24 protein-coding genes are annotated in these 23,033 nt (G+C 61.9%); 18 read left to right on the forward strand and 6 right to left on the reverse strand.

Annotation, left to right across the window (positions count from 1 at the left end):
* Window positions 1-324 (forward strand): YbaB/EbfC family nucleoid-associated protein, encoded by a 324-nt coding sequence (locus tag E8Q41_RS17805; RefSeq protein ID WP_137156897.1) that lies wholly within the window; start codon window positions 1-3, stop codon window positions 322-324.
* On the opposite strand, the gene E8Q41_RS17810 is transcribed toward E8Q41_RS17805, so the two are convergent.
* Window positions 325-1,215 (reverse strand): alpha/beta fold hydrolase, encoded by an 891-nt coding sequence (locus tag E8Q41_RS17810; RefSeq protein WP_137156898.1) that lies wholly within the window; start codon window positions 1,213-1,215, stop codon window positions 325-327. It lies immediately after the preceding gene.
* A 78-nt stretch (window positions 1,216-1,293) separates the two neighbouring features.
* Between E8Q41_RS17810 and E8Q41_RS17815 the strand changes: the two genes are divergently transcribed.
* Window positions 1,294-1,875 carry a TetR/AcrR family transcriptional regulator gene (locus E8Q41_RS17815; RefSeq protein WP_137156899.1) on the forward strand — a complete coding sequence of 194 codons (582 nt, stop codon included), beginning with the start codon at window positions 1,294-1,296 and terminating at the stop codon, window positions 1,873-1,875.
* A gap of 17 nt (window positions 1,876-1,892) precedes the next feature.
* On the opposite strand, the gene E8Q41_RS17820 is transcribed toward E8Q41_RS17815, so the two are convergent.
* Complete coding sequence (locus tag E8Q41_RS17820) at window positions 1,893-2,510, reverse strand: MOSC domain-containing protein (RefSeq protein ID WP_137156900.1); 618 nt, start codon at window positions 2,508-2,510, stop codon at window positions 1,893-1,895.
* 56 nt (window positions 2,511-2,566) lie between these two features.
* Between E8Q41_RS17820 and recR the strand changes: the two genes are divergently transcribed.
* The 15 genes from recR to E8Q41_RS17895 all read left to right on the forward strand — a co-directional run bounded on the left by recR (window position 2,567) and on the right by E8Q41_RS17895 (window position 18,847).
* Window positions 2,567-3,172: a recombination mediator RecR gene (gene recR, locus E8Q41_RS17825; RefSeq protein ID WP_137156901.1), complete on the forward strand. Its 606-nt coding sequence runs from the start codon at window positions 2,567-2,569 to the stop codon at window positions 3,170-3,172.
* A gap of 11 nt (window positions 3,173-3,183) precedes the next feature.
* Window positions 3,184-4,458: a lytic murein transglycosylase gene (locus tag E8Q41_RS17830; RefSeq protein ID WP_137156902.1), complete on the forward strand. Its 1,275-nt coding sequence runs from the start codon at window positions 3,184-3,186 to the stop codon at window positions 4,456-4,458.
* A gap of 152 nt (window positions 4,459-4,610) precedes the next feature.
* Window positions 4,611-5,213 (forward strand): ribosome maturation factor RimP, encoded by a 603-nt coding sequence (rimP, locus tag E8Q41_RS17835; protein ID WP_137156903.1) that lies wholly within the window; start codon window positions 4,611-4,613, stop codon window positions 5,211-5,213.
* Between the two features lie 49 nt (window positions 5,214-5,262).
* Complete coding sequence (gene nusA, locus E8Q41_RS17840; RefSeq protein ID WP_137156904.1) at window positions 5,263-6,894, forward strand: transcription termination factor NusA; 1,632 nt, start codon at window positions 5,263-5,265, stop codon at window positions 6,892-6,894.
* Window positions 6,895-6,914: 20 nt separating this feature from the next.
* Window positions 6,915-7,562 (forward strand): RNA-binding protein, encoded by a 648-nt coding sequence (locus E8Q41_RS17845; RefSeq protein ID WP_137156905.1) that lies wholly within the window; start codon window positions 6,915-6,917, stop codon window positions 7,560-7,562.
* 69 nt (window positions 7,563-7,631) lie between these two features.
* Window positions 7,632-10,424: a translation initiation factor IF-2 gene (infB, locus tag E8Q41_RS17850; protein WP_137156906.1), complete on the forward strand. Its 2,793-nt coding sequence runs from the start codon at window positions 7,632-7,634 to the stop codon at window positions 10,422-10,424.
* A gap of 115 nt (window positions 10,425-10,539) precedes the next feature.
* The gene (locus tag E8Q41_RS17855) at window positions 10,540-10,920 is read left to right on the forward strand and encodes a hypothetical protein (RefSeq protein ID WP_137156907.1); all 381 of its coding nucleotides are present in this window, start codon (window positions 10,540-10,542) and stop codon (window positions 10,918-10,920) included.
* A 155-nt stretch (window positions 10,921-11,075) separates the two neighbouring features.
* Entirely contained in the window at window positions 11,076-11,711 is a 636-nt protein-coding gene (locus E8Q41_RS17860; RefSeq protein WP_137156908.1) for a hypothetical protein, read from the forward strand.
* A 126-nt stretch (window positions 11,712-11,837) separates the two neighbouring features.
* Window positions 11,838-12,248, forward strand: a complete 411-nt coding sequence (rbfA, locus tag E8Q41_RS17865; protein WP_137156909.1) for a 30S ribosome-binding factor RbfA — start codon at window positions 11,838-11,840, stop codon at window positions 12,246-12,248.
* A gap of 7 nt (window positions 12,249-12,255) precedes the next feature.
* Window positions 12,256-13,185, forward strand: coding sequence for a tRNA pseudouridine(55) synthase TruB (truB, locus tag E8Q41_RS17870; RefSeq protein ID WP_137156910.1), 930 nt, complete (start codon window positions 12,256-12,258; stop codon window positions 13,183-13,185).
* A gap of 167 nt (window positions 13,186-13,352) precedes the next feature.
* On the forward strand, window positions 13,353-13,622 hold the full coding sequence (gene rpsO, locus E8Q41_RS17875; protein WP_137156911.1) for a 30S ribosomal protein S15: 270 nt from the start codon (window positions 13,353-13,355) through the stop codon (window positions 13,620-13,622).
* Window positions 13,623-13,850: 228 nt separating this feature from the next.
* Entirely contained in the window at window positions 13,851-15,992 is a 2,142-nt protein-coding gene (gene pnp / locus E8Q41_RS17880; protein WP_137156912.1) for a polyribonucleotide nucleotidyltransferase, read from the forward strand.
* A 120-nt stretch (window positions 15,993-16,112) separates the two neighbouring features.
* Entirely contained in the window at window positions 16,113-17,129 is a 1,017-nt protein-coding gene (locus E8Q41_RS17885) for a class I SAM-dependent methyltransferase (RefSeq protein WP_137156913.1), read from the forward strand.
* Window positions 17,130-17,353: 224 nt separating this feature from the next.
* Window positions 17,354-18,391: an AraC family transcriptional regulator gene (locus E8Q41_RS17890; protein ID WP_137156914.1), complete on the forward strand. Its 1,038-nt coding sequence runs from the start codon at window positions 17,354-17,356 to the stop codon at window positions 18,389-18,391.
* Window positions 18,392-18,601: 210 nt separating this feature from the next.
* Window positions 18,602-18,847 (forward strand): hypothetical protein, encoded by a 246-nt coding sequence (locus E8Q41_RS17895; protein ID WP_137156915.1) that lies wholly within the window; start codon window positions 18,602-18,604, stop codon window positions 18,845-18,847.
* 185 nt (window positions 18,848-19,032) lie between these two features.
* On the opposite strand, the gene fabI is transcribed toward E8Q41_RS17895, so the two are convergent.
* Genes fabI through fabA form a run of 3 tightly spaced genes read right to left on the reverse strand, consistent with a single transcriptional unit; the run spans window position 19,033 to window position 21,633 of the window.
* A complete protein-coding gene (gene fabI, locus E8Q41_RS17900) occupies window positions 19,033-19,842 on the reverse strand; it encodes an enoyl-ACP reductase FabI (RefSeq protein WP_137156916.1) in 810 nt (269 codons plus the stop codon).
* A 5-nt stretch (window positions 19,843-19,847) separates the two neighbouring features.
* Window positions 19,848-21,068, reverse strand: coding sequence for a beta-ketoacyl-ACP synthase I (fabB, locus tag E8Q41_RS17905; protein WP_137156917.1), 1,221 nt, complete (start codon window positions 21,066-21,068; stop codon window positions 19,848-19,850).
* Window positions 21,069-21,117: 49 nt separating this feature from the next.
* Window positions 21,118-21,633, reverse strand: a complete 516-nt coding sequence (gene fabA, locus E8Q41_RS17910; protein ID WP_137156918.1) for a 3-hydroxyacyl-[acyl-carrier-protein] dehydratase FabA — start codon at window positions 21,631-21,633, stop codon at window positions 21,118-21,120.
* 231 nt (window positions 21,634-21,864) lie between these two features.
* Here fabA and irrA point away from each other — a divergent pair, with 231 nt between their 5' ends.
* Window positions 21,865-22,287 carry an iron response transcriptional regulator IrrA gene (gene irrA, locus E8Q41_RS17915; protein WP_137156919.1) on the forward strand — a complete coding sequence of 141 codons (423 nt, stop codon included), beginning with the start codon at window positions 21,865-21,867 and terminating at the stop codon, window positions 22,285-22,287.
* A gap of 53 nt (window positions 22,288-22,340) precedes the next feature.
* On the opposite strand, the gene E8Q41_RS17920 is transcribed toward irrA, so the two are convergent.
* Complete coding sequence (locus tag E8Q41_RS17920) at window positions 22,341-22,976, reverse strand: trimeric intracellular cation channel family protein (RefSeq protein ID WP_137156920.1); 636 nt, start codon at window positions 22,974-22,976, stop codon at window positions 22,341-22,343.
* Window positions 22,977-23,033: the final 57 nt, after the last annotated feature.

The following is a 23,033-nucleotide window of genomic DNA, read 5'->3' on the forward strand; positions in this document are numbered from 1 at the left end:
ATGAAAGACCTCATGGGCATGATGGGCAAGGTCAAGGAGATGCAGGCCAAGATGGAGAAAGTCCAGGCCGAGATCGCCGCCATGAGCATCGAAGGCAAGGCCGGCGGCGGACTGGTGGCGGTCGTTCTCGACGGCAAGGGCCATATGACTTCGCTCAAGATCGACCCATCGCTGTTCAAGGAAGACGATGTCGAAATCCTCGAAGACCTGCTCGTCGCCGCCCATAAAGACGCCAAGGACAAGGGCGAAGCCCAGGCCCAGGAAAAGATGGCGACTTTGACCGCCGGCATGCCGCTGCCGCCGGGCATGAAGTTCCCGTTCTGATCATTCAAAACGCCGGCTGGGCCAGGGGTTGACGCCCTGGCCCAGCCACAACAGCGTGTCTAGCCAGAAGCCGGACGCATGATGGGCGCGAAACAGGTCGAAGTGACCGACCTCCGACTGACCTAGATCGTCGGGCTCCAGCATCACGGCGTGCCGCTCAGAACCAGCATAATAAGATAGAGCGCGCCGCACCGCTGCAGGAGTGGCGAAGTCATCGTCCGACACGCTTACCGCCAGGATCGGCGCTGATACGGCGGCGAATCGAGCCCGCAGATTCTGCTTTTCTTCATTTGACGACCCTCTTTCGATCTCCTTTCCTCGCAGGGCCCATTCGAGCGCGACGCCGCGCGGCAAATCCTCGAGCCAGCCCAGTTTTCGTCCCGGGAAATAGCCCGCCGCCCTCGTCAGCGCCGGCATCACCACGTGCCATTTAAGGAACAGCGTCCAGCGCTGCGCCGCGCGATAATCCGGCCAATAGGCGTATTGAGCGCCCAAGGTGAGCATGCGGCTGATGTCAGCAGCGTTTTCGGCATAGCCCGGCAGAAAGCCGCCGATGGAATGTCCGACGACCAGAACCGGCAGATCCGGCGCCGTCTGACGGACATAGGCGAGAACGGCGGCAAAATCCTTCTCCCCCCAGTCGCGCCAGCGATAGTTCGATCCGCGTAACCGCTCCGGACGAGAGAGGCCGATGCCGCGAAAGTCATAGGTGAGCGCGTGATAGCCGTGCTCGGTGAGAAAGCGGGCATAGGCATGATAAAAGCGCGCTTGAACGCCGGTGGCGCAATTGACGATCACCACACCCTGCTCGGGGCCGAGACGCCGCGGCCACCAGTGGCCGCCGAGGCGCACGCCATCGCCGCATTGGATCTCGATTGCTTTCGGCTCCATTCCCGCTCCACCCTTTCTTGGTTCAGAGTGGCGGAAATCGCTGCTTGTGTATACTAACTGGTCAGTATACTTTCGGCTATGGTCGAGACAGACACCCGCGAAAAGATCGTCGCCGCCGCCAACCGGCTGTTCTACCGGGAGGGAATCCGCGCCGTCAGCGTCGATGCGGTGGCGGCTGAAGCCGGCATCACCAAAAAGTCGCTCTATTACCACTTCAAGAGCAAGGACGACCTCGTCGCCGCCTATCTGGATTATCGCGACCAGCCCAGCCTCGGCGCTTTTAAAAAATGCTTCGACACGTCGAAGGGCCCGCTCGCCGATCGCATCGCCGGCCTTTTCGAGAACCTTGCACTTGTGGCCGCCGATCCGAAATGGAAAGGCTGCGGCTTTCTGCGCACCTCGGTCGAACTCGCCAATCTTCCGGGTCATCCGGCGATCGTAGCAGGCATTACCCATAAGAAACGGCTGGAGGCCTGGCTGCAATCGATCTTCGCGGATGCCGGATTGGAGAACGCCAACGCTCTTGCCCGCCAGATCCGGCTGTTGATCGACGGGTGCTTCGCGGTGGTGATGCTGCATCGAGACCCCGGCTATATGCGCGAGGCCGGCGAGGCGGCGCGTTGCCTCGTCGATGCGGCTCTGGCGAAGCGACCGGGATAGATTTCCCCGAAAGGCTGCTATTTCGCCAGAATCATCGCCCGCAATCGTTGGCCGATCGGCGCGGCGAGAAAGCGGCGTTTGATCTCTTCGTCCAGCCGCTTGCCATGAGTGCGCATGAGGTCAGGCATGCTGATGCGGTCGCCGGCGAAAGGCGTATAGTCCACAGGATCGCCCGCACGCACGACGCCCTCTTCGAGCACGCGGGCATAGGCGCCGGGCCGCGCCGCGGCGGCATAGCGTTTGACCATCAGCGGATCTTCCATGTGGGCTGCGAATGTGGCGCAGGGCGTGCGGGCGGAGGTCACTTCCAGCAACACGTCTCCAATCCGAAACCGGTCGCCAACCGCAACGTTGCGATTGTCCAAGCCGTCGATCAGCAGGTTTTCGCCAAAGGCTCCGGCCGGGAGGTTTCGTCCCAACTCGGATCGCCACCACTCATAATCCACCGAACCCTCGATATAGACGGCCTGATCCGGCCCGCCATGATATTTGCGGTTGATGATCCTATCGCCGGCCAATCCTTCGCGGCCGATCATCACCGGATGGTCCACGGGCCGCTTGTCGATGCCGGTCTTGCCGGAGGATTTTCCGGGCATCGGCGTCGCGTCGCCGATCGAAACTGCGAGGAGCCGCATGGTTTTTTCCTCCGGGTGATTCACAGATCCTCGATAGATGCGCTAAAAGCCTCGATATGGCAAAACGAGTCACCGGCCCCGAAATCGAAAAACTGATCCAGTTGCTGGCGAAAGTGCCCGGCCTCGGCCCGCGCTCGGCGCGCCGGGCGGCGCTGCATCTCGTCAAGAAGAAAGACCAGTTGCTCGGGCCTTTGGCCGGCGCCATGGCGGAGGCGCATCAGAAGGTGCGAATCTGCTCCTGCTGCGGCAATGTCGACACGATCGACCCGTGCACGGTCTGCACCGACGACCGGCGCGACCATACCGTGATCATCGTCGTCGAAGACGTCTCCGATCTCTGGGCGCTCGAACGCGCCGGCGCCATGAACGCCGCCTACCACGTGCTCGGCGGCACGCTGTCGCCGCTCGACGGCGTCGGTCCCGATGATCTCAACATTCGCGGCCTGATCGATCGCGTCATGGGCGGAACGGTGAAGGAAGTGATCATCGCCGTCAACGCGACGGTCGAAGGCCAGACCACCGCTCATTACATCACCAGCCAGCTGGCCGGGCTCGAGGTGAAGATCACCCGGCTCGCGCATGGCGTTCCGGTCGGCGGCGAACTCGATTATCTCGATGAAGGCACGCTGACGGCGGCGCTACGCTCGCGGACGTCGATCTGAGGAGAATTGCGATGAACATTTCCGCCCGTTTCCGGGATGCGTCCGCATTGGCGAGAGGCGTGATGCTCGGCCTCTCCATAACGGTCGCCGCTCTCGCCTCTCCAGCCGCAGCCGTCTCTCAGGCTGCCGTGGAAAAACATTTCAAAGCCTGGATCGAGAAGGAAATCTGGCCGGAAGCCTCCGCACAGGGAATCTCCCGGCAATCCTTCGAACGCGCCTTTGCCGGCGTGCGCATCAACTGGAAACTGCCCGATCTCGTGCCGCCGGGAACCAAGCCGCCCAAGAAGAAGGCGCAGACCCAGGCGGAATTTTCGAGCCCTGGCCCCTACTTCAACGAAAAGCGACTGGCTGGGCTGGCCGCCACGGGCCGCGCCTATGCAAGCTCGCACAAACGGCTTCTCGCGCGCATCGACCGCGAGTTCGGCGTGCCCGGCGAAATCGTGCTGGCGATCTGGGGTCGCGAAACCGGCTATGGCAAAGCGAAGATCACCGCCTCGGAAATCGACGTGCTGGCGACCATGGCCTTCATGTCGGAGCGCAAGCCGTTGTTCCGCAAGGAGCTAATCGCGGCGCTGCTGATGGTCGAACAGGGCGTCGATCCCTCCGTGATGAAGGGCTCCTGGGCGGGCGCGATGGGCCAGCCGCAATTCATGCCGTCATCCTACCTCAAATATGCGGTGGATTTCGACGGCGACGGCAGGAAAGACATCTGGAATTCCGTGCCCGACTCGCTCGGATCGATTGCCAATTATCTGCGTCTCAAAGGCTGGGAGGCCCATCGCGGCTGGGGATATGAAGCGTCCATTCCGGCTGAGGTCTCCTGCGCCCAGGAAGGCCCCGATCTCGCCAAGCCGATCGCCGAATGGGCGGCCACGGGAATTAAACGCGTCACCGGCAAGGACTTCCCCCGCGATGAGACGAAACGGACCGGCATGATGCTGGTCCCCGCCGGACGCCACGGCCCGGAATTCATCGTCACGCCCAATTTCTACGTCATCAAGGAATACAACAATTCCGACCTCTATGCGCTGTTCATCGGCAATCTCGCCGATCGCATCGCCTATGGCTCGGGCGCGTTCCGTGGCGAATGGGGCTCGGTGGGGCATATGCTGCGCTCCGATGTGCTCGCCATGCAGAAGCGGCTTGCCGCCAAGGGCTATGACGTCGGCAAGGTGGACGGCCTGCCCGGCTACAAGACCCGACGCTCGATCGGCATGTGGCAGCAAAAGGCGGGCCTGACGCCCACATGCTATCCGGACGAAACGCTGCTCAAGAAGATCCGCTGATCCCGCCAGACCGCGCGATCGGGCCGCCTCTTGCATTTGCCCCCGCGAAAGAGTAAACAAACTTCAAATCTTGATCACTTCGATGAAGAGTGGGCCCCGCAAGGACCCGCTCTTTTTTGTTAGCTCCGGTCTGCCGGGGGAAACGAGCGCTTATGAACGATACGGTTATCGAACCGAGACTGATAGTCGAAACAGGCATTGATGCGCGCGTGGCGCAGATCATCGAGCCGGTAATCGGGGAGTTGGGCTACCAGCTCGTGAGGGTAAAGCTGTCCAACCAGAACGGCCTGACCCTGCAGATCATGGCCGAGCGCCCCGACGGCACCATGACCGTCAATGACTGCGAAGCGATTTCCATGGCGATCTCGCCGGTGCTCGACGTCGAAGACCCGATCGACAAGCAGTACAATCTCGAAATCTCCTCGCCCGGCATCGACCGTCCGATGGTCCGCAAGGGCGACTTCCTGAAATGGCAGGGCCATATCATCAAGTGCGAAACCTCGGTGATGGTCGAGGGGCGCAAACGCTTCAAGGGCAAGATCCTTGAGGTCACCGACGAAGGCTTCGTGCTCGAACGCGACCAGATCGGCTATGGCGAGGAGCCGCAGGTGACCATTCCCTTCGCCTCGCTCGCCGAAGGCCGGCTCATTCTCACCGACGAGCTGATCCGCGACGCGCTCAAGGCCGACAAGGCCGCCCGCGCCGCCGCCAATCAGAACGACGCAGACGATGAAGACATGGAGGACGAGGGCTGATCGCCTTCGCCTCGATAGAAACTGACCATCAGAACGGAGACTTAAGACGATGGTAGTGAGTGCAAACAGGCTGGAACTCCTTCAGATCGCCGACGCGGTTGCGCGTGAAAAGTCGATCGACCGCGAGATCGTGCTCGCCGCGATGGCGGATGCGATCCAGAAGGCGGCGCGCTCGCGCTATGGCACGGAGTCCAACATCAAGGCCGACATCAACCCCAAGACGGGCGAGATGAAGCTGCAGCGTCTCCTGGAAGTGGTCGAACATGCGGAGGATTACTCCCGCGAGATCCCGCTTCTGCTCGCCCGCGACCGCAACCCCGACGCCCAGATCGGCGACTTCATCGCCGACCCGCTGCCGCCGATGGATTTCGGCCGCATCGCCGCCCAGTCCGCCAAGCAGGTCATCGTCCAGAAGGTTCGCGAAGCCGAACGCGACAAGCAGTTCGACGAGTATAAGGACCGCATCGGCGAGATCATCAACGGCACCGTCAAGCGCGTCGAATACGGCAACGTGATCGTCGATCTCGGCAAGGGCGAAGGCATCATCCGCCGCGATGAAATGATCCCGCGCGAAGCCATGCGTCCGGGTGACCGCGTCCGCGCCTTCGTCTACGACGTCCGCCGCGAACAGCGCGGTCCGCAGATCTTCCTGTCACGCACCCATCCGCAGTTCATGGTCAAGCTCTTCACCATGGAAGTGCCTGAGATCTACGACGGCATCATCGAGATCCGTTCGGTCGCGCGCGACCCGGGCTCGCGCGCCAAGATCGCCGTGATCTCCAACGATTCCTCGATCGATCCGGTCGGCGCCTGCGTCGGTATGCGCGGCTCGCGCGTCCAGGCCGTCGTCGGCGAGCTTCAGGGCGAAAAGATCGACATCATTCCCTGGTCGAACGACCCCGCCACCTTCATCGTCAACGCGCTGCAGCCGGCGGAAGTCGCCAAGGTGGTGCTCGACGAAGACGCCGAGCGTATCGAAGTCGTGGTGCCGGACGAGCAGCTGTCGCTGGCCATCGGCCGTCGCGGCCAGAACGTCCGCCTCGCTTCGCAGCTCACCGGCTGGGACATCGACATCATGACGGAAGCGGAAGAATCCGAGCGTCGTCAGAAGGAATTCAACGAACGCACCAAGCTGTTCATGGACGCCCTCGATGTCGACGAAATGGTCGGTCAGGTGCTTGCGTCGGAAGGCTTCGCCCAGGTCGAGGAACTCGCTTTCGTCGACTCGTCGGAAATTTCCTCCATCGACGGCTTCGACGACGAAACCGCCGAAGAGATCCAGAGCCGCGCCCGCGATTTCCTTGACCGGCTCGAAGCGGAAATGGACGCCAAGCGTCGTGAACTCGGCGTCGAAGACGAGCTCTACAAAATCGACGGCCTCAATGCGAGCATGCTGGTCGCGCTCGGACAGGACGGCATCAAGACCATCGAGGACTTCGCCGGCTGCGCCGCAGACGACCTCGTTGGCTGGACGGAAAAGAAGAACGGCGAGACCAAGCGCTATGAGGGCCTGTTCTCGAAGCTCGACATTTCCCGCACCGACGCCGAGGCGATGATCGTGCAGGCGCGCCTCGCCGCCGGCTGGATCACCGAAGAAGATCTTGCTCGCGAGCAGGAAGCGCTCGCCGCCGAAAGCGGCGATGAAGGCGATGACGACGCCGAAGAACAGCTCGAAGGCTGAAGCCGAAGGAACGACAGCCGATGAAGGCCGACAGCGCCGAAAAGGACGATGGTTTCGTGAGCGAGCGCATGTGCCTCGTAACCCGCGAAACCCTGCCGGCTGAAGAGATGATCCGGTTCGTCGTCGCCCCTGACGGGACGGTGACACCGGATCTCAAAAGGGCGCTTCCGGGACGCGGCTGCTCGATCAAGGCCGAGCGGGCGCTGGTGGAAAAAGCCGCGCGCAAGGGACTCTTTGCGCGCGCCTTCAAGAAGGACGTCAAGGCCGGCCCTGAACTCGCCGATCTTGTCGATCGCCTGCTCGTGACCCATATGACGGGCATGATGAACATGGCGCGCAAGTCGGGGAAATTCCTGTCCGGCGCCACGCGTGTGGACAACGCCGTACGCTCCGGCGAGGCGCTGGCCGTGTTCCACGCCACCGATGCGGCCGCCGACGGCGTGCGCAAAATCGCCCAGGCGCGCAAGGCCTGGGCAATGACGATGGAAGAGGAGGAGCCCCCCGTCTTCCAGTTGCTTTCTTACGAGGAAATGCAGGAACTCTTGGGCGATAATGCATTTATCCACGCCGTAGCGCTTGCAGGGCAGGCCGGTGAGGGTGTAGTGAAGCGCGCGAAACTGCTCGATACCTATCGTGGCGGCAGTCGGCCTATTGCTTCAATCGAATGATGCCGCGATATCAGTAAGGCGAAGGGCGCCCGTGAACGCACGGGTTTGCTCTGGAAAAACGGGACCGGAATGACGGACAACAACGACGACAAGACCCTCCATGTAACAGGCAAGAAGACTCTGACGCTGAAACCGTCGGGCCTGAGCCAGGGAACGGTGCGCCAGGACATGGGTCGCGGCCGCACTAAGGCTGTTGTCGTGGAAACGCGCAAGCGCCGTCCCACCCGTCCCGAAGACGAAAAGCCGGTGACGCCCGTTGTCGCCGCCGCTCCGGTTGCTCCGCGCCCGCCGCAGCCGCAGGCCGCCGCACAACAGCCCGCGCCGCGCGTGCAGTCAGAGCCGCAGCGCCGTCCCGACCAGGGTCAGCAGCGTCGCCCTGACCAGCATAATCAGCAGCGCCGTCCCGATAACCAGCAGCGTCGCCCCGATCAGGGTCGTCCGCAGCAGCGTACCGGCAATGTGCTGAACGATCTGTCGCCTGGCGAGATCGAAGCACGCCGCCGCGCGCTCGCCGAGGCTGCGATCCGCGACGCCGAGGAAGCGCGCCAGCGCGCCGAAGAAACCGCTCGCCGCGAAAAGGCTCTGGCTGAGGAAGCCGCCCGCCGTGCCGTCGAAGATGCAGAGCGCGCAAAAATTGAGGCCGAGCGCGCCGTCGAGGAAGCCAAGGCTCCTCCGGCTGCGGAAGTCGCCGCGCCGGCTCAGCCTGCGCCGGTCGCCGCGCGTGCTGCGCAGCCGTCCGCAGAGCCAGTCGTGCGCCGCACGGACGCGCCGCAGGCGCGCCGCCCCGACAATCGCGCTCCGGCAGCGCCGCAGCCCGCCGCTCCCGCCAAGGCTCCGGCCGGTGCCGCGCGTCCTGCTGGCCGTGGCCGCGCCGATGACGACGAGGAAGAACGTCGCGGCGGTCCCGCTCGCGGCAAGGTCGCCTCGCGCGTCGAAGCCCCCAAGCCGACCCGTAAGGTCGAGGACAATCGTCGCGCTCCGGCCAAGGTCGTCGTGACCGGTGATGACGAAGACAGCTCGCAGCGCGGCCGTTCACTGTCGGCCATGCGCCGTCGGCAGGAAAAGTTCCGCCGCAGCCAGATGCAGGAAACTCGCGAAAAAGTCATGCGCGAGGTCATTCTGCCCGAGACGATCTCCATTCAGGAACTGTCTCAGCGTATGTCGGAACGTTCGGTCGACGTCATCAAGTTCCTGATGAAGGAAGGCCAGATGATGAAGCCAGGCGACATCATTGAAGCTGATCTCGCGGAACTGATCGCGGTTGAATTCGGCCACACGGTCAAGCGCGTTTCCGAATCCGACGTCGAAACCGGCATCTTCAACCGTGAAGACGAGCAGGACGAAATGCTGCCTCGCGCTCCTGTCGTGACGATCATGGGTCACGTCGACCACGGCAAGACCTCGCTGCTCGACGCGATTCGTAACGCCAATGTTGTCTCTGGCGAAGCCGGCGGCATCACCCAGCATATCGGCGCCTACCAGGTCGAGAAGAACGGTCACAAGATCACCTTCATCGACACGCCCGGCCACGCCGCCTTTACGGCGATGCGCGCCCGCGGCGCCCAGGTGACCGACATCGCGGTTCTCGTGGTGGCGGCGGACGACAGCGTCATGCCGCAGACCATCGAATCCATCAATCACGCCAAGGCGGCCGGCGTGCCGATCGTCGTGGCGATCAACAAGATCGACAAGCCGACGGCGAACGCCCAGAAGGTTCGCACCGAACTGCTTCAGCATGAAGTGTTCGTGGAAAGCATGGGCGGCGAAGTGCTTGACGTCGAAGTGTCGGCCAAGACCGGCCTCAACCTCGACAAGCTTCTCGAAGCCATCCTGCTGCAGGCGGAAATCCTCGACCTCAAGGCCAATCCGAACCGCACGGCCGAAGGCTCGGTGGTGGAAGCCAAGCTCGATCGCGGTCGCGGCTCCGTCGCCACCGTGCTCGTGCAGAAGGGCACGCTGAAGCCGGGTCAGATCATCGTCGCGGGCGACCAGTGGGGCCGCGTGCGCGCCCTCGTCAACGATCGCGGCGATCACATCAAGGAAGCCGGTCCGGCCATGCCGGTCGAAATCCTCGGCCTGCAGGGCACGCCCCAGGCCGGCGACAAGTTCGCGGTCGTCGAGAATGAAAGCCGTGCGCGTGAAATCGCTGAATATCGTCAGCGTCTGACGCGTGAAAAGGCTGTGGCGCGCAGCGCCGGCCAGCGCGGTTCGCTCGAGCAGATGATGACACAGCTGACGGCTGCCGGCGTCAAGGAATTCCCGCTCGTGATCAAGGGCGACGTGCAAGGCTCTATCGAAGCCATTGCCGGCGCGCTCGACAAGATCTCGACCGACGAAGTCCGGGCCCGCATCGTTCATTCCGGCGCAGGCGCCATCACGGAATCGGATATCTCGCTCGCCGAAGCATCGAACGCAGCCATCATCGGCTTCAACGTTCGCGCCAATCCGCAGGCGCGCGACGCCGCCGAACGGGCCGGCATCGAGATCCGCTACTACAACATCATCTACGACCTGACCGACGACGTGAAGGCGGCCATGTCCGGCCTGCTGTCGCCGGAACGTCGCGAAACCTTCATTGGTTACGCTTCCATCAAGGAAGTGTTCAACATCACCAAGGTCGGCAAGGTCGCGGGTTGCCAGGTCACCGAAGGCAAGGTGGAGCGCGGCGTCGGCGTGCGCCTGCTGCGCGACAACGTGGTTATCCACGAAGGCAAGCTCAAGACCCTCAAGCGCTTCAAGGACGAAGTCTCCGAAGTGCAGGTCGGTCAGGAGTGCGGCATGGCCTTCGAGAACTACGAAGACATTCGCGCCGGCGACGTTATCGAATGCTTCCGCGTGGAGCACATCACCCGCACGCTGTAACAAGCTGCGCACGATTACGGGAAATGGCGGCTTCGGCCGCCATTTTCTTTTGGGGCCAAGCGAATAACAGCCGCTGCGGCCGCGTTTCCTCCTCATCACCCAAAAGGAGGAAACCGTGATCGCTGAATTTCTCACGTTGGTGGTCGTCAATACGTACAGTTGGATGGGAGGCCAGGGCGTGTGCGCCTATGACTTCGCGCTGCATGAATCCGATGAAGAACTCACCAACCTCGAATTAACTCTGGCGCCCCAATTTGACCCGACCGCGACCGCATCGGGCAAGAGGGAACTCGACGAACTGGTCTTGAAGGTCGACAGTATAGGCGGGGCGCGATTCAACTGGGGCAAGACCGCGAGCGCAGACACCGACTGCAATGTCGAAGGCTTCACGGTCGTCGACGCACGGGCGCTGAAAAACGGTAAACCCGTCGATCTCATGAGCACAATCGAGATCGAAACCTACAAACCCACCCCCATCCGCGTCGGCGGCCCCTGATCTTGACGCACTGCAAGATCTTGCAATCCCGGCGCAAGCTTCGCGCCACGCAGCGGACCTAATGTAGCTCTTGCGGCGTCTGGCGCCTGGAACATGATGATCCACCCCACTCAAAGCCTGACGCCGCCAATTCACTGTGCAGGGGTAATCATCAGATGCGCTATCATGCCTCCCAGCGGGTTTTGTCCGTTTCGTTCGAGCGTCAACCCGAAGAGCATGCAGATGTCATCCTCTCCTTCGGCAATCGCCTGACATCTATTCGGCCCCCTCGCCTCAACCTCTTCACCATCGCAGTTGCCACTGCTTTCGGTCTGGCAATCGGCGCTGCGCTGGAAGCCTACCGGCGCTTGATCCTTCCGGAGATCGTAGGGCTGGATTCCGTACCGCCTCTTTCGGTCATCCTGTTGCAGATCTTGCCGTTTTTGCTGCTCATTTCCGCGCTGATCCTGGGTCGCGCCTACTATCTCGAAACGTTGAAAAAAGCGTCCTTCGCCTCGGAGATAGCGGCAGGCGCCTTCATTGACACCGATATCTATGAGAATGGCGTTGAGACCTCCTCGGATGAAACGACCATATGGATGCCCTGGACCTCAATCCGCGAGATCAATGTCGGAAAGAAGCGGATCGAACTGGTGGGCGACGGCTTCACCGCCTATTTCCCGGAAAGGGCCTTCTCCGACAAGGCAGCTTATAGTAAAGCTCTGCTGACATTCTCGAAACTTCACCGCGCCGCCCGAAGGACGCCGGAAGAGCGCGCAGAACCGACTTTTGACCTCGCCCCGGCGGAGTGATCGCCATAAACGGATAAGGCGCGTCGGCGCAAAAGTCCTGTGACCCTTGACCTTTCGTCGCAAAAGGTTCATTGCACCGGGCTTGTAAGAAGTGGCGACCAAGATCGCCCGCTAGCCGGAAACACCATGACCAAAGCCACATCATCGGCTCCCTCGCAGAGAATGCTGCGAGTGGGCGAACAAGTCCGTTCCGCTCTGACGCAGATCCTCCAGCGGGGTGACGTGCTCGATCCCGTGATCGACGGCGCCGTCGTCTCGATCACCGAAGTCCGCATGTCGCCGGATTTGAAGATCGCCACAGCCTTCGTCGCGCCGCTCGGCGCCGCCAACCACGACGCCGTCGTCGCCGCGCTCAACCGCAACGCCCGCTTCATCCGCGGCAGGCTGTCGCCGGCGCTCCGCCAGATGAAATACATGCCGGAGGTGCGTTTCCGCGACGACACCAGCTTCGAGAACTTCCGCAAGATCGACCAACTGCTGAAATCGCCCGAGGTCGCGCGCGATCTCGACCATGACGACGCCGAAGCAGACGAGTAAGCCTTCCATGTCCAAACCCAGAAAGCCCAAGGGCCGGCCGATTTCCGGCTGGCTCATTCTCGACAAGCCGGTGGATTTCGGCTCGACCGAAGCCGTTTCCAAGATCAAATGGCTGTTCAAGGCGCAAAAGGCGGGCCATGCCGGCACGCTCGATCCGCTGGCCTCCGGCATGCTGCCGATCGCGCTCGGCGACGCCACCAAGACCGTTCCCTATGTCATGGACGGTCGGAAGATCTATGAGTTCACGGTGTCCTGGGGCGAAGAGCGGACCACGGACGACCTCGAAGGCGAGGTTTCCAAGACATCGGACAACCGTCCGAACGAAGCCGACATTCTCGCGCTTCTGCCGAACTATACCGGCGTCATCGAACAGATCCCGCCGCAGTTCTCCGCCATCAAGATCGCCGGCGAGCGCGCCTATGACCTCGCCCGCGACGGCGAGACCGTGGAAATCCCGGCGCGTGAAGTGGAAATCCACCGGCTGACGCTTCTGAAGGCCGAGACGGACCGCGCCTATTTCGAGGTCGAATGCGGCAAGGGCACCTATGTGCGTTCGCTCGCCCGCGATCTCGGCCGCGACCTCGGCTGCTACGGCCATATTTCTGAACTGCGCCGCACCTATGTCGCGCCCTTCGACGAAGACAAGATGACGCCGCTCGCCGATCTCGTCGCGCTCGAGGAAATCGAGGACATGGACGAACGCCTCGCGGCGCTCGACGCCCATCTCATCGACACCGCGGAGGCGCTTGCCGCGCTCCCGCATCTCCCCGTCAACGAGGATCAGGCGCGCCGCATCAAGTCCGGCAATCCGATCATCCTGCGCGGTCGCGATGCCCCGCTTCCCGCGCCCGAGGCCTATGCGACCATTAAAGGCGAGTTGCTGGCGATCGGGGCGATCGAGGAAGGCGAGTTCAGGCCGAAACGCGTGTTCGGCTGAGAAATCACGGTGATCGAAGGGCCGCGCAAGCGGCTCTTCCCTTTTGTGACGTTTTCGTTTATAGGCCGCGCAGGTTTGGGGAACTCCCGCTCCTGTTCACTGGCCAATGCTGGACGACATCCCGGCTTTGGGCGTCTTTCAAATCCAACATATGAAAGGATTTACCGATGTCGATCACTGCTGAGCGCAAGGCCGCCCTCATCAAGGAATACGCCACCAAGGAAGGCGACACCGGCTCTCCGGAAGTCCAGGTCGCGATCCTGACCGAGCGCATCAACAACCTGACCGAACACTTCAAGGGCCACAAGAAGGACAACCACTCCCGTCGTGGCCTTCTGACCCTGGTTTCCAGCCGCCGTTCGCTTCTCGACTACCTCAAGAAGAAGGACGCGGCCCGTTATCAGAAGCTGATTTCGGCCCTCGGCATTCGCCGCTAAAATATTCGGCGGGAGGCGCAAGCCTTCCGCCGACGTCTTTTCCGGCCGCATCGGCTGGATCCACCGGGCGCAGATAGGCTGCCGTCCGGCACACTCACCGCCCATCATGGGGCAGGATTGCAGTCGGTTTCGCCCTATCCGGAAACCCGCCGCTGTCTTGCCCGTGATGTGCACTACTGGCGTCCCGCCGCGCATGACGCGAAAGGCCGCACACACGAAGGACAAACTATGTTCGAAACCCACAAGGTCGAAATCGAATGGGCAGGCCGCCCGCTCATCCTGGAAACGGGCAAGATCGCCCGCCAGGCTGACGGCGCCGTGCTCGCCACCTATGGCGAAACCGTCGTTCTCGCCACCGTCGTGTCCGCCAAGGAACCGAAGCCCGGCCAGGACTTCTTCCCGCTGACCGTGAACTACCAGGAAAAGACCTATGCCGCCGGCAAGATCCCGGGCGGCTACTTCAAGCGCGAAGGCCGTCCGAGCGAAAACGAAACGCTGGTTTCGCGCCTGATCGACCGTCCGATCCGCCCTCTCTTCCCCAATGGTTACAAGAACGACACCCAGGTCGTCGTGACCGTCATGCAGCATGACCTCGAAAACGATCCGGACGTGCTCGCCATGGTCGCCACCTCGGCGGCGCTGACGCTGTCGGGCGTTCCCTTCATGGGCCCGATCGGCGGCGCGCGCGTCGGCTATATCAACGGCGAATTCGTGCTGAACCCGCATCTCGACGAGATGGATGAAAGCGCCCTCGACCTGATCGTCGCCGGCACCTCCGACGCCGTGCTGATGGTCGAATCCGAAGCCAAGGAACTCAGCGAAGACGTGATGCTGGGCGCCGTGATGTTCGGTCACCGCGGCTTCCAGCCGGTCATCGACGCGATCATCAAGCTCGCCGAAGCCGCCGCCAAGGAACCCCGCGACTTCACGCCTCCGGATCATTCCGCTCTCGAAGCGGAAATGCTGAAGATTTCGGAATCCGAACTCCGCGCCGCCTACAAGATCACCAACAAGGCCGAGCGCTACGCCGCCGTCGACGCCGTCAAGTCGAAGGTGAAGGCGCATTTCATCAATGAAGCCGGCGAAAGCTCCTACCCCGCCGACGTGATCGGCGCCGTGTTCAAGGAACTGCAGGCGAAGATCGTCCGCTGGAACATCCTGGACACCAAGAGCCGCATCGACGGCCGCGATCTCGAGACCGTTCGTCCGATCGTCGCCGAAGTCGGCCTGCTGCCGCGCACGCATGGTTCGGCGCTCTTCACCCGCGGCGAGACCCAGGCGATCGTTGTCGCCACGCTCGGCACCGGCGAAGACGAACAGTATGTGGATTCCTTGACCGGCATGTACAAGGAAACCTTCATGCTGCACTACAACTTCCCGCCCTACTCGGTCGGTGAAACCGGCCGCATGGGTTCGCCCGGTCGCCGCGAAATCGGCCATGGCAAGCTCGCCTGGCGCGCGCTGCATCCGATGCTGCCCGCCCCGGAAGCCTTCCCCTACACGCTGCGCGTCGTGTCTGAAATCACCGAGTCCAACGGCTCGTCGTCGATGGCGACCGTCTGCGGCACCTCGCTCGCTCTCATGGACGCCGGCGTGCCGATTTCGCGTCCGGTGGCTGGTATCGCCATGGGCCTGATCAAGGAAGGCGACCGTTTTGCGGTTCTCTCCGACATCCTGGGCGATGAAGACCACCTCGGCGACATGGACTTCAAGGTGGCCGGCAGCGAAAACGGCGTGACCTCGCTGCAGATGGACATCAAGATCGAGGGCATCACCGAAGAGATCATGGGCATCGCGCTCAACCAGGCGAAGGGCGGCCGCATCCACATTCTCGGCGAAATGGCCAAGGCCATCTCCGAGAGCCGTGGCCAGCTCGGCGAATTCGCCCCGCGCATCGAGACGATGAGCATTCCGGTCGACAAGATCCGCGAAGTCATCGGCACGGGCGGCAAGGTGATCCGCGAGATCGTCGAAAAGACCGGCGCCAAGATCAACATCGAAGACGACGGCACCGTGAAGATCGCCTCGTCCTCCGGCAAGGAAATCGAAGCGGCCCGCAAGTGGATCCACTCGATCGTCGCCGAGCCGGAAGTCGGCCAGATCTATGAAGGCACCGTGGTGAAGATCGCCGATTTCGGCGCCTTCGTGAACTTCTTCGGTCCGCGCGACGGCCTCGTGCACATTTCCCAGCTCGCCTCCGAGCGCGTCGCCAAGACCGGCGACGTCGTCAAGGAAGGCCAGAAGGTCTGGGTCAAGCTGCTCGGCTTCGACGAACGCGGCAAGGTGCGTCTCTCCATGAAGGTCGTCGACCAGGCGACCGGCAAGGAAGTCGTCGCCGAGAAGAAGAAGGACGGCGAAGACGCCGAATAAGCGTCCGACCCTTTCATGATTTCGGGCGCGGGATTCGTCTCGCGCCCTTTTGCTATCTATCGTCGCGCTATGCCTGAACACGGGGCGCAAGCGTGAAGCCCCCGGAGGCCAGGAACCGACATGACACGAGACGCCGTCAAAACTCTCTTTCACCCCTTTGCAATCGAAGAACTGACGCCGCCGGCGGAGGGCGAACGCACGCTTTTTCTCGGAGCCGAAACCGGCTATGAACTCCCCGAGGGCTTCAACCCCGACATCGTCGCGGTTCAGCCGTTCAAACCGCTCTACGAGGCGCTGAAACGCCGTGGCGTGAATGTGCAGGCGGAAGTGGACGGCGAGGATTATGACTATGTGCTGATCCTGATGAGCCGGCATCGGGGCGCAAACGAAAACTATATCGTCGACGCGATGCGCCGGTCGAAGCCCGGCGCCCGCATCATCCTCGCCGGCGCCAAGGAGGATGGCTCGCAGTCGCTGCGCAAGCGTCTCAACGGCCTCGGCGTCGAAACCCAGCATCTGGCCAAGCACCACGCCCAGGCCTTCTGGTTCACCCGCCCCGACGACATCGCCGCGCTGTCGACCGCGATGGCGACGCCGGATGTGGTGGTGGACGGCAAATTCGTCACTGCGCCCGGCATGTTCTCGCATGCCGAAGTCGACGCAGGATCGCGGTTTCTGGCGCGATATCTGCCGGAGGGCTACCGCAAGGCTGTCGCCGATTTCGGGTCTGGCTGGGGCTTCCTCTCGGATGCGCTGCTGCAGAAGTCGCCCGGTGTCGAGCGCGTCGATCTCTATGAAGCGGACTTCGCCTCGCTTGCAGCGGCGCGGCGCAATCTCACCGGCGTCGGCTCTCAATCGAACGTTCGCTTCTTCTGGCACGATCTGGCCCGCGAAGAGGTCAAGCATCACTATGACCTGATCATCATGAACCCGCCCTTCCATGAAGGACACGCCACCGAGCCGGGTCTCGGGCAGGCCTTTATCAAGACGGCGGCGAAGGCGCTGAAGGGCGGCGGCGAACTCATTCTGGTCGCCAATCGCGGCCTTCCCTACGAATCGCTGCTGGCCGAACTGTTCAAAACCTCCGAAGAAGTGGCTCGAAACGCCCGCTACAAGGTTCTGAAGGCGCGGCGCTAACGCGGCGACGCCAAAGTGCGAGTTTTGTCCACAGACAGGCTCGCAAAATTTTTAGGCACGAAACCGGACGGGCGCGGAGAAATCCGAGCCCGTTTTCATTTGCCCATTAATATATCTATTTGATTTAGTTATTCGATTTGTCCTATCGGGCAAAAATCAGACATGGACAGAGTTTCTAAATCAGGATATTTTCTTCTTACGCCAATAAATTAGCAGAAGACGCCATGAATCGGGGAATTCCCACCGAAGTGGACAAATATTCCGCCCCTTCCGGCCTCGCCTCTTCGGTCGGAGCGACGGCGGCGGAGTATGGCATTGATATTGCTCCGATCTGCAAGGCGCTCGAACTCGACCCCCATTCCTTCGCCGATCTCACTGGACGCGTGAGCATCGACCGACTCTGTCGACTGCTGGAGACCTGTGCGCTGCTCGCCAATGACCAAGCCTTCGGTCTGAAGGTTACCGACAAATTCGTGCCGGGCTCGACCGGCCCCTATGGCTATGGCCTTATGGTGGCGCCGACCGCACTGGATTTCTTCCGCTTCATGGGCGCGCATCAGCAGTTTATTTCGGACACATCCTATTTCCGGTTCGTCGTCGACCGCAATTGCGCCGAGCTCGCCTATTCATTCTCTCCGCTGATCGTGAAGCGGGATCAATATGTGGATATGGGCCTCGCTCTTGTGGTGCAGCGGTTGCGCGCTTTTCTGGGACCTCAAACCGACATGGTCGAAGTTGGGCTCGAGAGGAATAAGCCTTCAGATCCATCACTTTATCGGGAAAAGATCTCTCGCAAAATCGTCTTTGGGCAGAGAATGAACTGGCTGCGCCTTCCGGCCGATCTGTTCGATGTTCGCAACCCGGCCGGAGACGAGAAGCTTTTCCGGCTGATGGACCTGCAATGCCGGAGCCTTCGTCCGGAGCGCACGGACACCCAGAGTTTCCGTGACGAACTCAAGAGCTTCATCCTCGCGCGGGTGGCCGACAATGCCATCGGGCTTACGGAAGCGGCGGCCTATTTCCGCGTTTCCGAGCGGACGCTGCAGCGCAGGCTTGCCGAGGCCGGCACGAGCATCAATGATCTGCGCGACGAGGTTCGACGGGAACTCGCTGGTCGGCTGCTGTCCCAGACCGAGTTGAGCGCCGGCGAAATCGCGCATCGTCTCGGCTATTCCGCCCCCAGCGCCTTCTCGCGTTCGACCGTCCGTTGGTTCGGGCAGACGCCGCGCGACTACCGGAAGCAGCAAGCAAGCCCCGGCTGAACTTACCATCCGAGCCCAATCCTTTAGCAGAAGCTCAAATTTATGGCGCGCGCAGTCAATGAAATGCGGGCCGTCTTGAATTAGGACAACCCGTATCGAAACGGGACGCTTACGCATTCACCAACAAGTCGATCGTTTCCAGCTGTCGAGCCCAGCTCGCCAGCGCCGCATTGGGGAGGACTTAAAACAGACAAAGTAGATGGTAGAGTTATGAGCAGTCAGAACAGCGCATTTTCCACGCGCACCATGCCCGACCTGAACGACGCCGAACTGAATATTCTGCGTCTCGCCGCGAATGGCTACAACACCGACCGCATCGCCGAGGAAACCGGCATGGAGTTCGATCGCGTGAAGGCTGCGATGCAGTCCGCTCAGATCAAGCTCGGCGCGGCCACCGGCCTGCAGGCGGTAAGCATCGCCATACGGTGCGGCTATATCGGCATGGAGCGTCGCTGAGCTCAGCAACCATCAATCCAGTTGGCGCCGTGGGCGCCTTCCCTATCGCATCCACTCCTCCGGACGGCGACAGGAAGTTCCGAAGGCGGCGGACCGCCCACGCGCCCATAAAGAACCCGGCTCGCGCCTCCCGGCGGGCCGGGTTCTCCTTTTCAACCCTTGAAGAGTGACGAGGCAGTCTTCGATCAGGGCTCCTGATCGGCGCTGCGCAGCTGCTCCAGCACCGGCATCGAAGTGATGTTGTAACCGGAGTCCACATAGTGGATCTCGCCGGTCACGCCGGTGGAGAGGTCTGACAGAAGATAGAGCGCAGAGCCGCCGATCTCGTCGATCGTCACGGTGCGACGCAGCGGCGAATGCTTCTGCTGCCAGCTATACATGGCGCGCGAGTCGGAAATGCCGGCGCCGGCCAGCGTGCGCACGGGACCGGCAGAGATCGCGTTGACGCGAATGCCGCGCGGGCCGTAATCGTTGGCGAGATAGCGCACCGACGCTTCCAGCCCTGCCTTGGCCACGCCCATCACATTGTAATTCGGCATGACGCGGGTGGAGCCGCCATAGGTGAGCGTCAGCATCGAGCCGCCGTCATTCATCATGTCCGCCGCCCGGCGAGCGATCTCCGTGAAGGAGAAGCAGGAGATGACCATGGTGCGCACGAAATTTTCGCGCGTCGTATTCGCGTAGAGGCCCTTGAGCTCCGACTTGTCGGAAAAGCCGATGGCGTGGACGATAAAGTCCAGCTTGCCCCAGCGCTGCGCTAACGCATCGAAGACGGCGTCCACCGAGGCGACATTTTCGACATCGCATTCCAACAGGAAATCGGAGCCGATTTCAGCGGCGAGCGGCCGGACGCGCTTGCCGAGAGCCTCGCCCTGGAAGGTGAAAGCCAGTTCGGCTCCCTGGGCGGCGAGCGCCTTGGAAATGCCCCAGGCGATCGAGTGATTGTTGGCGACCCCCATGATGAGGCCGCGTTTGCCCTGCATGATCCCCGTCATCGCATTCATCCGTTGAAGCGTTCGAAAACGAGCGTGGCATTGGTGCCGCCGAAGCCGAAGGAGTTGGACAGCGCCGTATCGATCTTGGCGTCGTCAATGCGCTTGCGCACAATCGGCATGCCTTCGAATTCCGGGTCCAGCGTCTCGATATGGGCGCTTTCGCCGATGAAGCGGTTCTGCATCATCAGGATCGAATAAATCGCTTCCTGTACGCCAGCTGCGCCGAGCGAATGGCCGGTCAGCGACTTGGTCGACTGGATATGCGGGGCGTCGGCGCCGAACACTTCGCGGATGGCGCCGATTTCCTTGCTGTCGCCCACCGGCGTCGAGGTGCCGTGGGTGTTGATGTAATCGACCTTGTTCTTCACGGTCGACAGCGCCTGACGCATGCAGCGGATCGCTCCCTCGCCCGACGGAGCCACCATGTCGTAGCCGTCGGAGGTCGCGCCGTAGCCGGTCAGTTCGCAATAGATCTTCGCGCCGCGGGCCTTGGCGTGTTCCAGTTCCTCGAGGATCAGCACGCCCGCGCCGCCGGCGATGACGAAGCCGTCGCGATTGGCGTCATAGGCGCGCGAGGCGAGATCAGGCGTGTCGTTGAACTTGGACGACATCGCGCCCATGGCGTCGAACAGGTTGGACATCGACCAGTCGAGATCTTCATGACCACCGGCGAACATCACGTCCTGCTTGCCCCACTGGATCATTTCGGCGGCGTTGCCGATGCAATGCGCCGAGGTCGAGCAGGCAGACGAGATCGAATAGTTGACGCCGTGGATCTTGAACCAGGTCGCCAGCGTGGCGGACGCCGTGGACGACATCGCCTTGGGAACGGCGAAGGGGCCGACGCGCTTGGGGCTATTGTTGTTGCGGGTGATGTCGGCGGCTTCGACAATCTGCTTGGTCGAGGGGCCGCCGGAGCCCATGATGATGCCGGTGCGCTCATTGGTGATGTCGCCCTCTTCCAGACCGGAATCGGCGATCGCCTGCAGCATGGCCACGTGGTTCCACTGGCCGCCGGTGGACAGGAAGCGGGTGGCGCGGCGGTCGACCATGCCGGTCAGATCGATCTTGGGAGCGCCCCAGACCTGGCATTTGAAACCATGTTCGGCGAAGTCGGGCGCATGGGTGATGCCGGACTTGGCGTTGCGCAGGGAATCGGTGACCTCAGCGGCGTTGCTGCCGATGGACGACACGATTCCCAGTCCTGTGACGACGACACGTCTCATGATTTCAAACCTTCATCTATTGGTCTTGGAGCCGGAGCGAGGAATTCGCTCAGGCCGCTTTTTCCTGGAAGAGACCCACGCGCAGGTCGCTTGCCTTGTAGATCACTTCGCCGTCGGCCTTCATCCAGCCGTCGGCGATGCCCAGCACCAGACGGCCGCGCATGACGCGCTTGAAGTCGATGCCATATTCCACGAGCTTGGTCTTCGGCGTCACCATGCCGGTGAACTTCACTTCGCCGGTGGAAATGGCGCGGCCCTTGCCGGGCTCGCCGAGCCAGCCAAGGAAGAAGCCGGTCAGCTGCCACATGGCGTCGAGGCCCAGGCAGCCGGGCATGACGGGATCGCCTTCGAAATGGCAAGGGAAGAACCAGAGATCCGGCGTGATGTCGAATTCGGCGCGGATGAAGCCCTTGTCGTTGGGACCACCGGTTTCGGAAATCTCGGTGATGCGATGAAACATGAGCATCGGCGGCAAGGGCAGCTGCGCATTGCCGGGCCCGAACATGGTCCCATGCGAGCAAGTGAGAATTTCCTCATAGGTGTAGCTTGATTTCTGAACGGCCATTAAAGGCTATCCCCCCTTTGCAATTCCAAGTCTTCATGGCCGGACGACAGACGCCCGGGCCGATCTTGCTGCCGCCAATATAGGAAGAGAGGATAAAAAGCCAACCCAAAACACGGCTTTCCCGGGTGCGGCAGGGGCTTGAGCCCCGAATCCTGTTGAAAGCGACGCGGCGAGAGGCTATATCGTTGACCAAAATAGTCTAAATATAGGCGGCTCGCGGAGCAGGCATTGATGGTCATGGAAGCAAAGACGATGACGGAAGCGAAATTGCGGGATGCGGGGCTTCGGCCGACGCGGCAACGCGTCGCGCTCGCCTCTCTGCTCTACGCCAAGGGCGACCGCCACCTGACCGTCGAGGAACTGCACGCCGAAGCGCAGGACGCCGGCATCGATGTTTCTCTCGCAACGGTCTATAACACGCTGCACCAGTTCACTGAGGCCCGGATGATCCGCGTGCTCGCCGTCGAAGGCAGCCGCACCTATTTCGATACGAACGTCTCCGACCACCATCACTTTTTCGTGGAAGGTCGCAACGAGGTGCTCGACATTCCGCAGAACAACATTTCCATCAACAATCTGCCGGCGCCGCCCGAGGGGATGGAAATCGCGCATGTGGATGTAGTGATTCGTCTGCGCGAGAAGACCAAGACCTGATTTCTCCGAGAGTTTTAGACGATCAAGCCGCCGTCTTCGGCGGCTTTTTCTTTTCAGAGAATGTCGTTCGGATTTCGGCCCGGTCGTCCCTTATAGACCGGAAAAGTCCAGCCGAAGATCAACGCGCCGCCGCGAATGACGAGGCAGGTCGCCATCGCCGCCGCAAAGCAGCCGAGTTGGCTCAGCCCCAGCGCAGAAGCCCCGGTAAACACCGCAGCGCCCGCCAGCGCCGCCGAAACGTAGATTTCCGGACGCAGCAGCACCGACGGCTCTCCGGCGACGATGTCGCGCAGCACTCCGCCGAAAGCCGAGGTCAGCATGCCCGTGACGATCGCCACCACGGGAGAGCCCGTTGCGGCCAACCCCATGGCCGCGCCGAGCGCGGCATAGGCGGAAAGCCCGATCGCATCGAGCCACAGCAGCAGCTTGTAGCGGCTTTCCAGAAGATGGGCGGTAAAATAGACGAAAATGCCGGACCCCAGGCAGACCAGCATGTAATTTGGGTTCCTCACCCAAAAGACGGGCAACTGTCCGAGAATGACATCACGAAACGTCCCGCCGCCGATGCCGGTCAGCGCAGCCAGAAAGATGAAGCCGACGATATCGAGCTCTTTGCGGCTGGCCGACAGCGCGCCGGTCGCGGCAAACACCGCAATCGCCAGGTAATCGAGAAATTCAAGAATCGACATCGCAGGCCTCCCCATCTCATCAGGCGCTTCTCTTGCGCGATGTCAATTGCTTCGCGC

Source organism: Rhizobium sp. FKL33 (assembly GCF_005222915.1).
GTDB lineage: Bacteria > Pseudomonadota > Alphaproteobacteria > Rhizobiales > Rhizobiaceae > Rhizobium_E.

Bases quoted from the DNA above. Each gene is read 5' to 3' on its own strand.
- E8Q41_RS17820 (WP_137156900.1), bottom strand. From the start codon at position 2,510: ATGCGGCTCCTCGCAGTTTCGATCGGCGACGCGACGCCGATGCCCGGA.
- pnp (WP_137156912.1), top strand. From the start codon at position 13,851: ATGTTCGAAACCCACAAGGTCGAAATCGAATGGGCAGGCCGCCCGCTC.
- E8Q41_RS17830 (WP_137156902.1), top strand. From the start codon at position 3,184: ATGAACATTTCCGCCCGTTTCCGGGATGCGTCCGCATTGGCGAGAGGC.
- fabI (WP_137156916.1), bottom strand. From the start codon at position 19,842: ATGACGGGGATCATGCAGGGCAAACGCGGCCTCATCATGGGGGTCGCC.
- rbfA (WP_137156909.1), top strand. From the start codon at position 11,838: ATGACCAAAGCCACATCATCGGCTCCCTCGCAGAGAATGCTGCGAGTG.
- E8Q41_RS17805 (WP_137156897.1), top strand. From the start codon at position 1: ATGAAAGACCTCATGGGCATGATGGGCAAGGTCAAGGAGATGCAGGCC.
- rpsO (WP_137156911.1), top strand. From the start codon at position 13,353: ATGTCGATCACTGCTGAGCGCAAGGCCGCCCTCATCAAGGAATACGCC.
- E8Q41_RS17810 (WP_137156898.1), bottom strand. From the start codon at position 1,215: ATGGAGCCGAAAGCAATCGAGATCCAATGCGGCGATGGCGTGCGCCTC.
- irrA (WP_137156919.1), top strand. From the start codon at position 21,865: ATGGTCATGGAAGCAAAGACGATGACGGAAGCGAAATTGCGGGATGCG.
- infB (WP_137156906.1), top strand. From the start codon at position 7,632: ATGACGGACAACAACGACGACAAGACCCTCCATGTAACAGGCAAGAAG.
- rimP (WP_137156903.1), top strand. From the start codon at position 4,611: ATGAACGATACGGTTATCGAACCGAGACTGATAGTCGAAACAGGCATT.
- E8Q41_RS17845 (WP_137156905.1), top strand. From the start codon at position 6,915: ATGAAGGCCGACAGCGCCGAAAAGGACGATGGTTTCGTGAGCGAGCGC.
- E8Q41_RS17895 (WP_137156915.1), top strand. From the start codon at position 18,602: ATGAGCAGTCAGAACAGCGCATTTTCCACGCGCACCATGCCCGACCTG.
- recR (WP_137156901.1), top strand. From the start codon at position 2,567: ATGGCAAAACGAGTCACCGGCCCCGAAATCGAAAAACTGATCCAGTTG.
- E8Q41_RS17885 (WP_137156913.1), top strand. From the start codon at position 16,113: ATGACACGAGACGCCGTCAAAACTCTCTTTCACCCCTTTGCAATCGAA.
- E8Q41_RS17920 (WP_137156920.1), bottom strand. From the start codon at position 22,976: ATGTCGATTCTTGAATTTCTCGATTACCTGGCGATTGCGGTGTTTGCC.
- truB (WP_137156910.1), top strand. From the start codon at position 12,256: ATGTCCAAACCCAGAAAGCCCAAGGGCCGGCCGATTTCCGGCTGGCTC.
- nusA (WP_137156904.1), top strand. From the start codon at position 5,263: ATGGTAGTGAGTGCAAACAGGCTGGAACTCCTTCAGATCGCCGACGCG.
- E8Q41_RS17815 (WP_137156899.1), top strand. From the start codon at position 1,294: ATGGTCGAGACAGACACCCGCGAAAAGATCGTCGCCGCCGCCAACCGG.
- fabA (WP_137156918.1), bottom strand. From the start codon at position 21,633: ATGGCCGTTCAGAAATCAAGCTACACCTATGAGGAAATTCTCACTTGC.
- fabB (WP_137156917.1), bottom strand. From the start codon at position 21,068: ATGAGACGTGTCGTCGTCACAGGACTGGGAATCGTGTCGTCCATCGGC.
- E8Q41_RS17890 (WP_137156914.1), top strand. From the start codon at position 17,354: ATGAATCGGGGAATTCCCACCGAAGTGGACAAATATTCCGCCCCTTCC.
- E8Q41_RS17860 (WP_137156908.1), top strand. From the start codon at position 11,076: ATGCGCTATCATGCCTCCCAGCGGGTTTTGTCCGTTTCGTTCGAGCGT.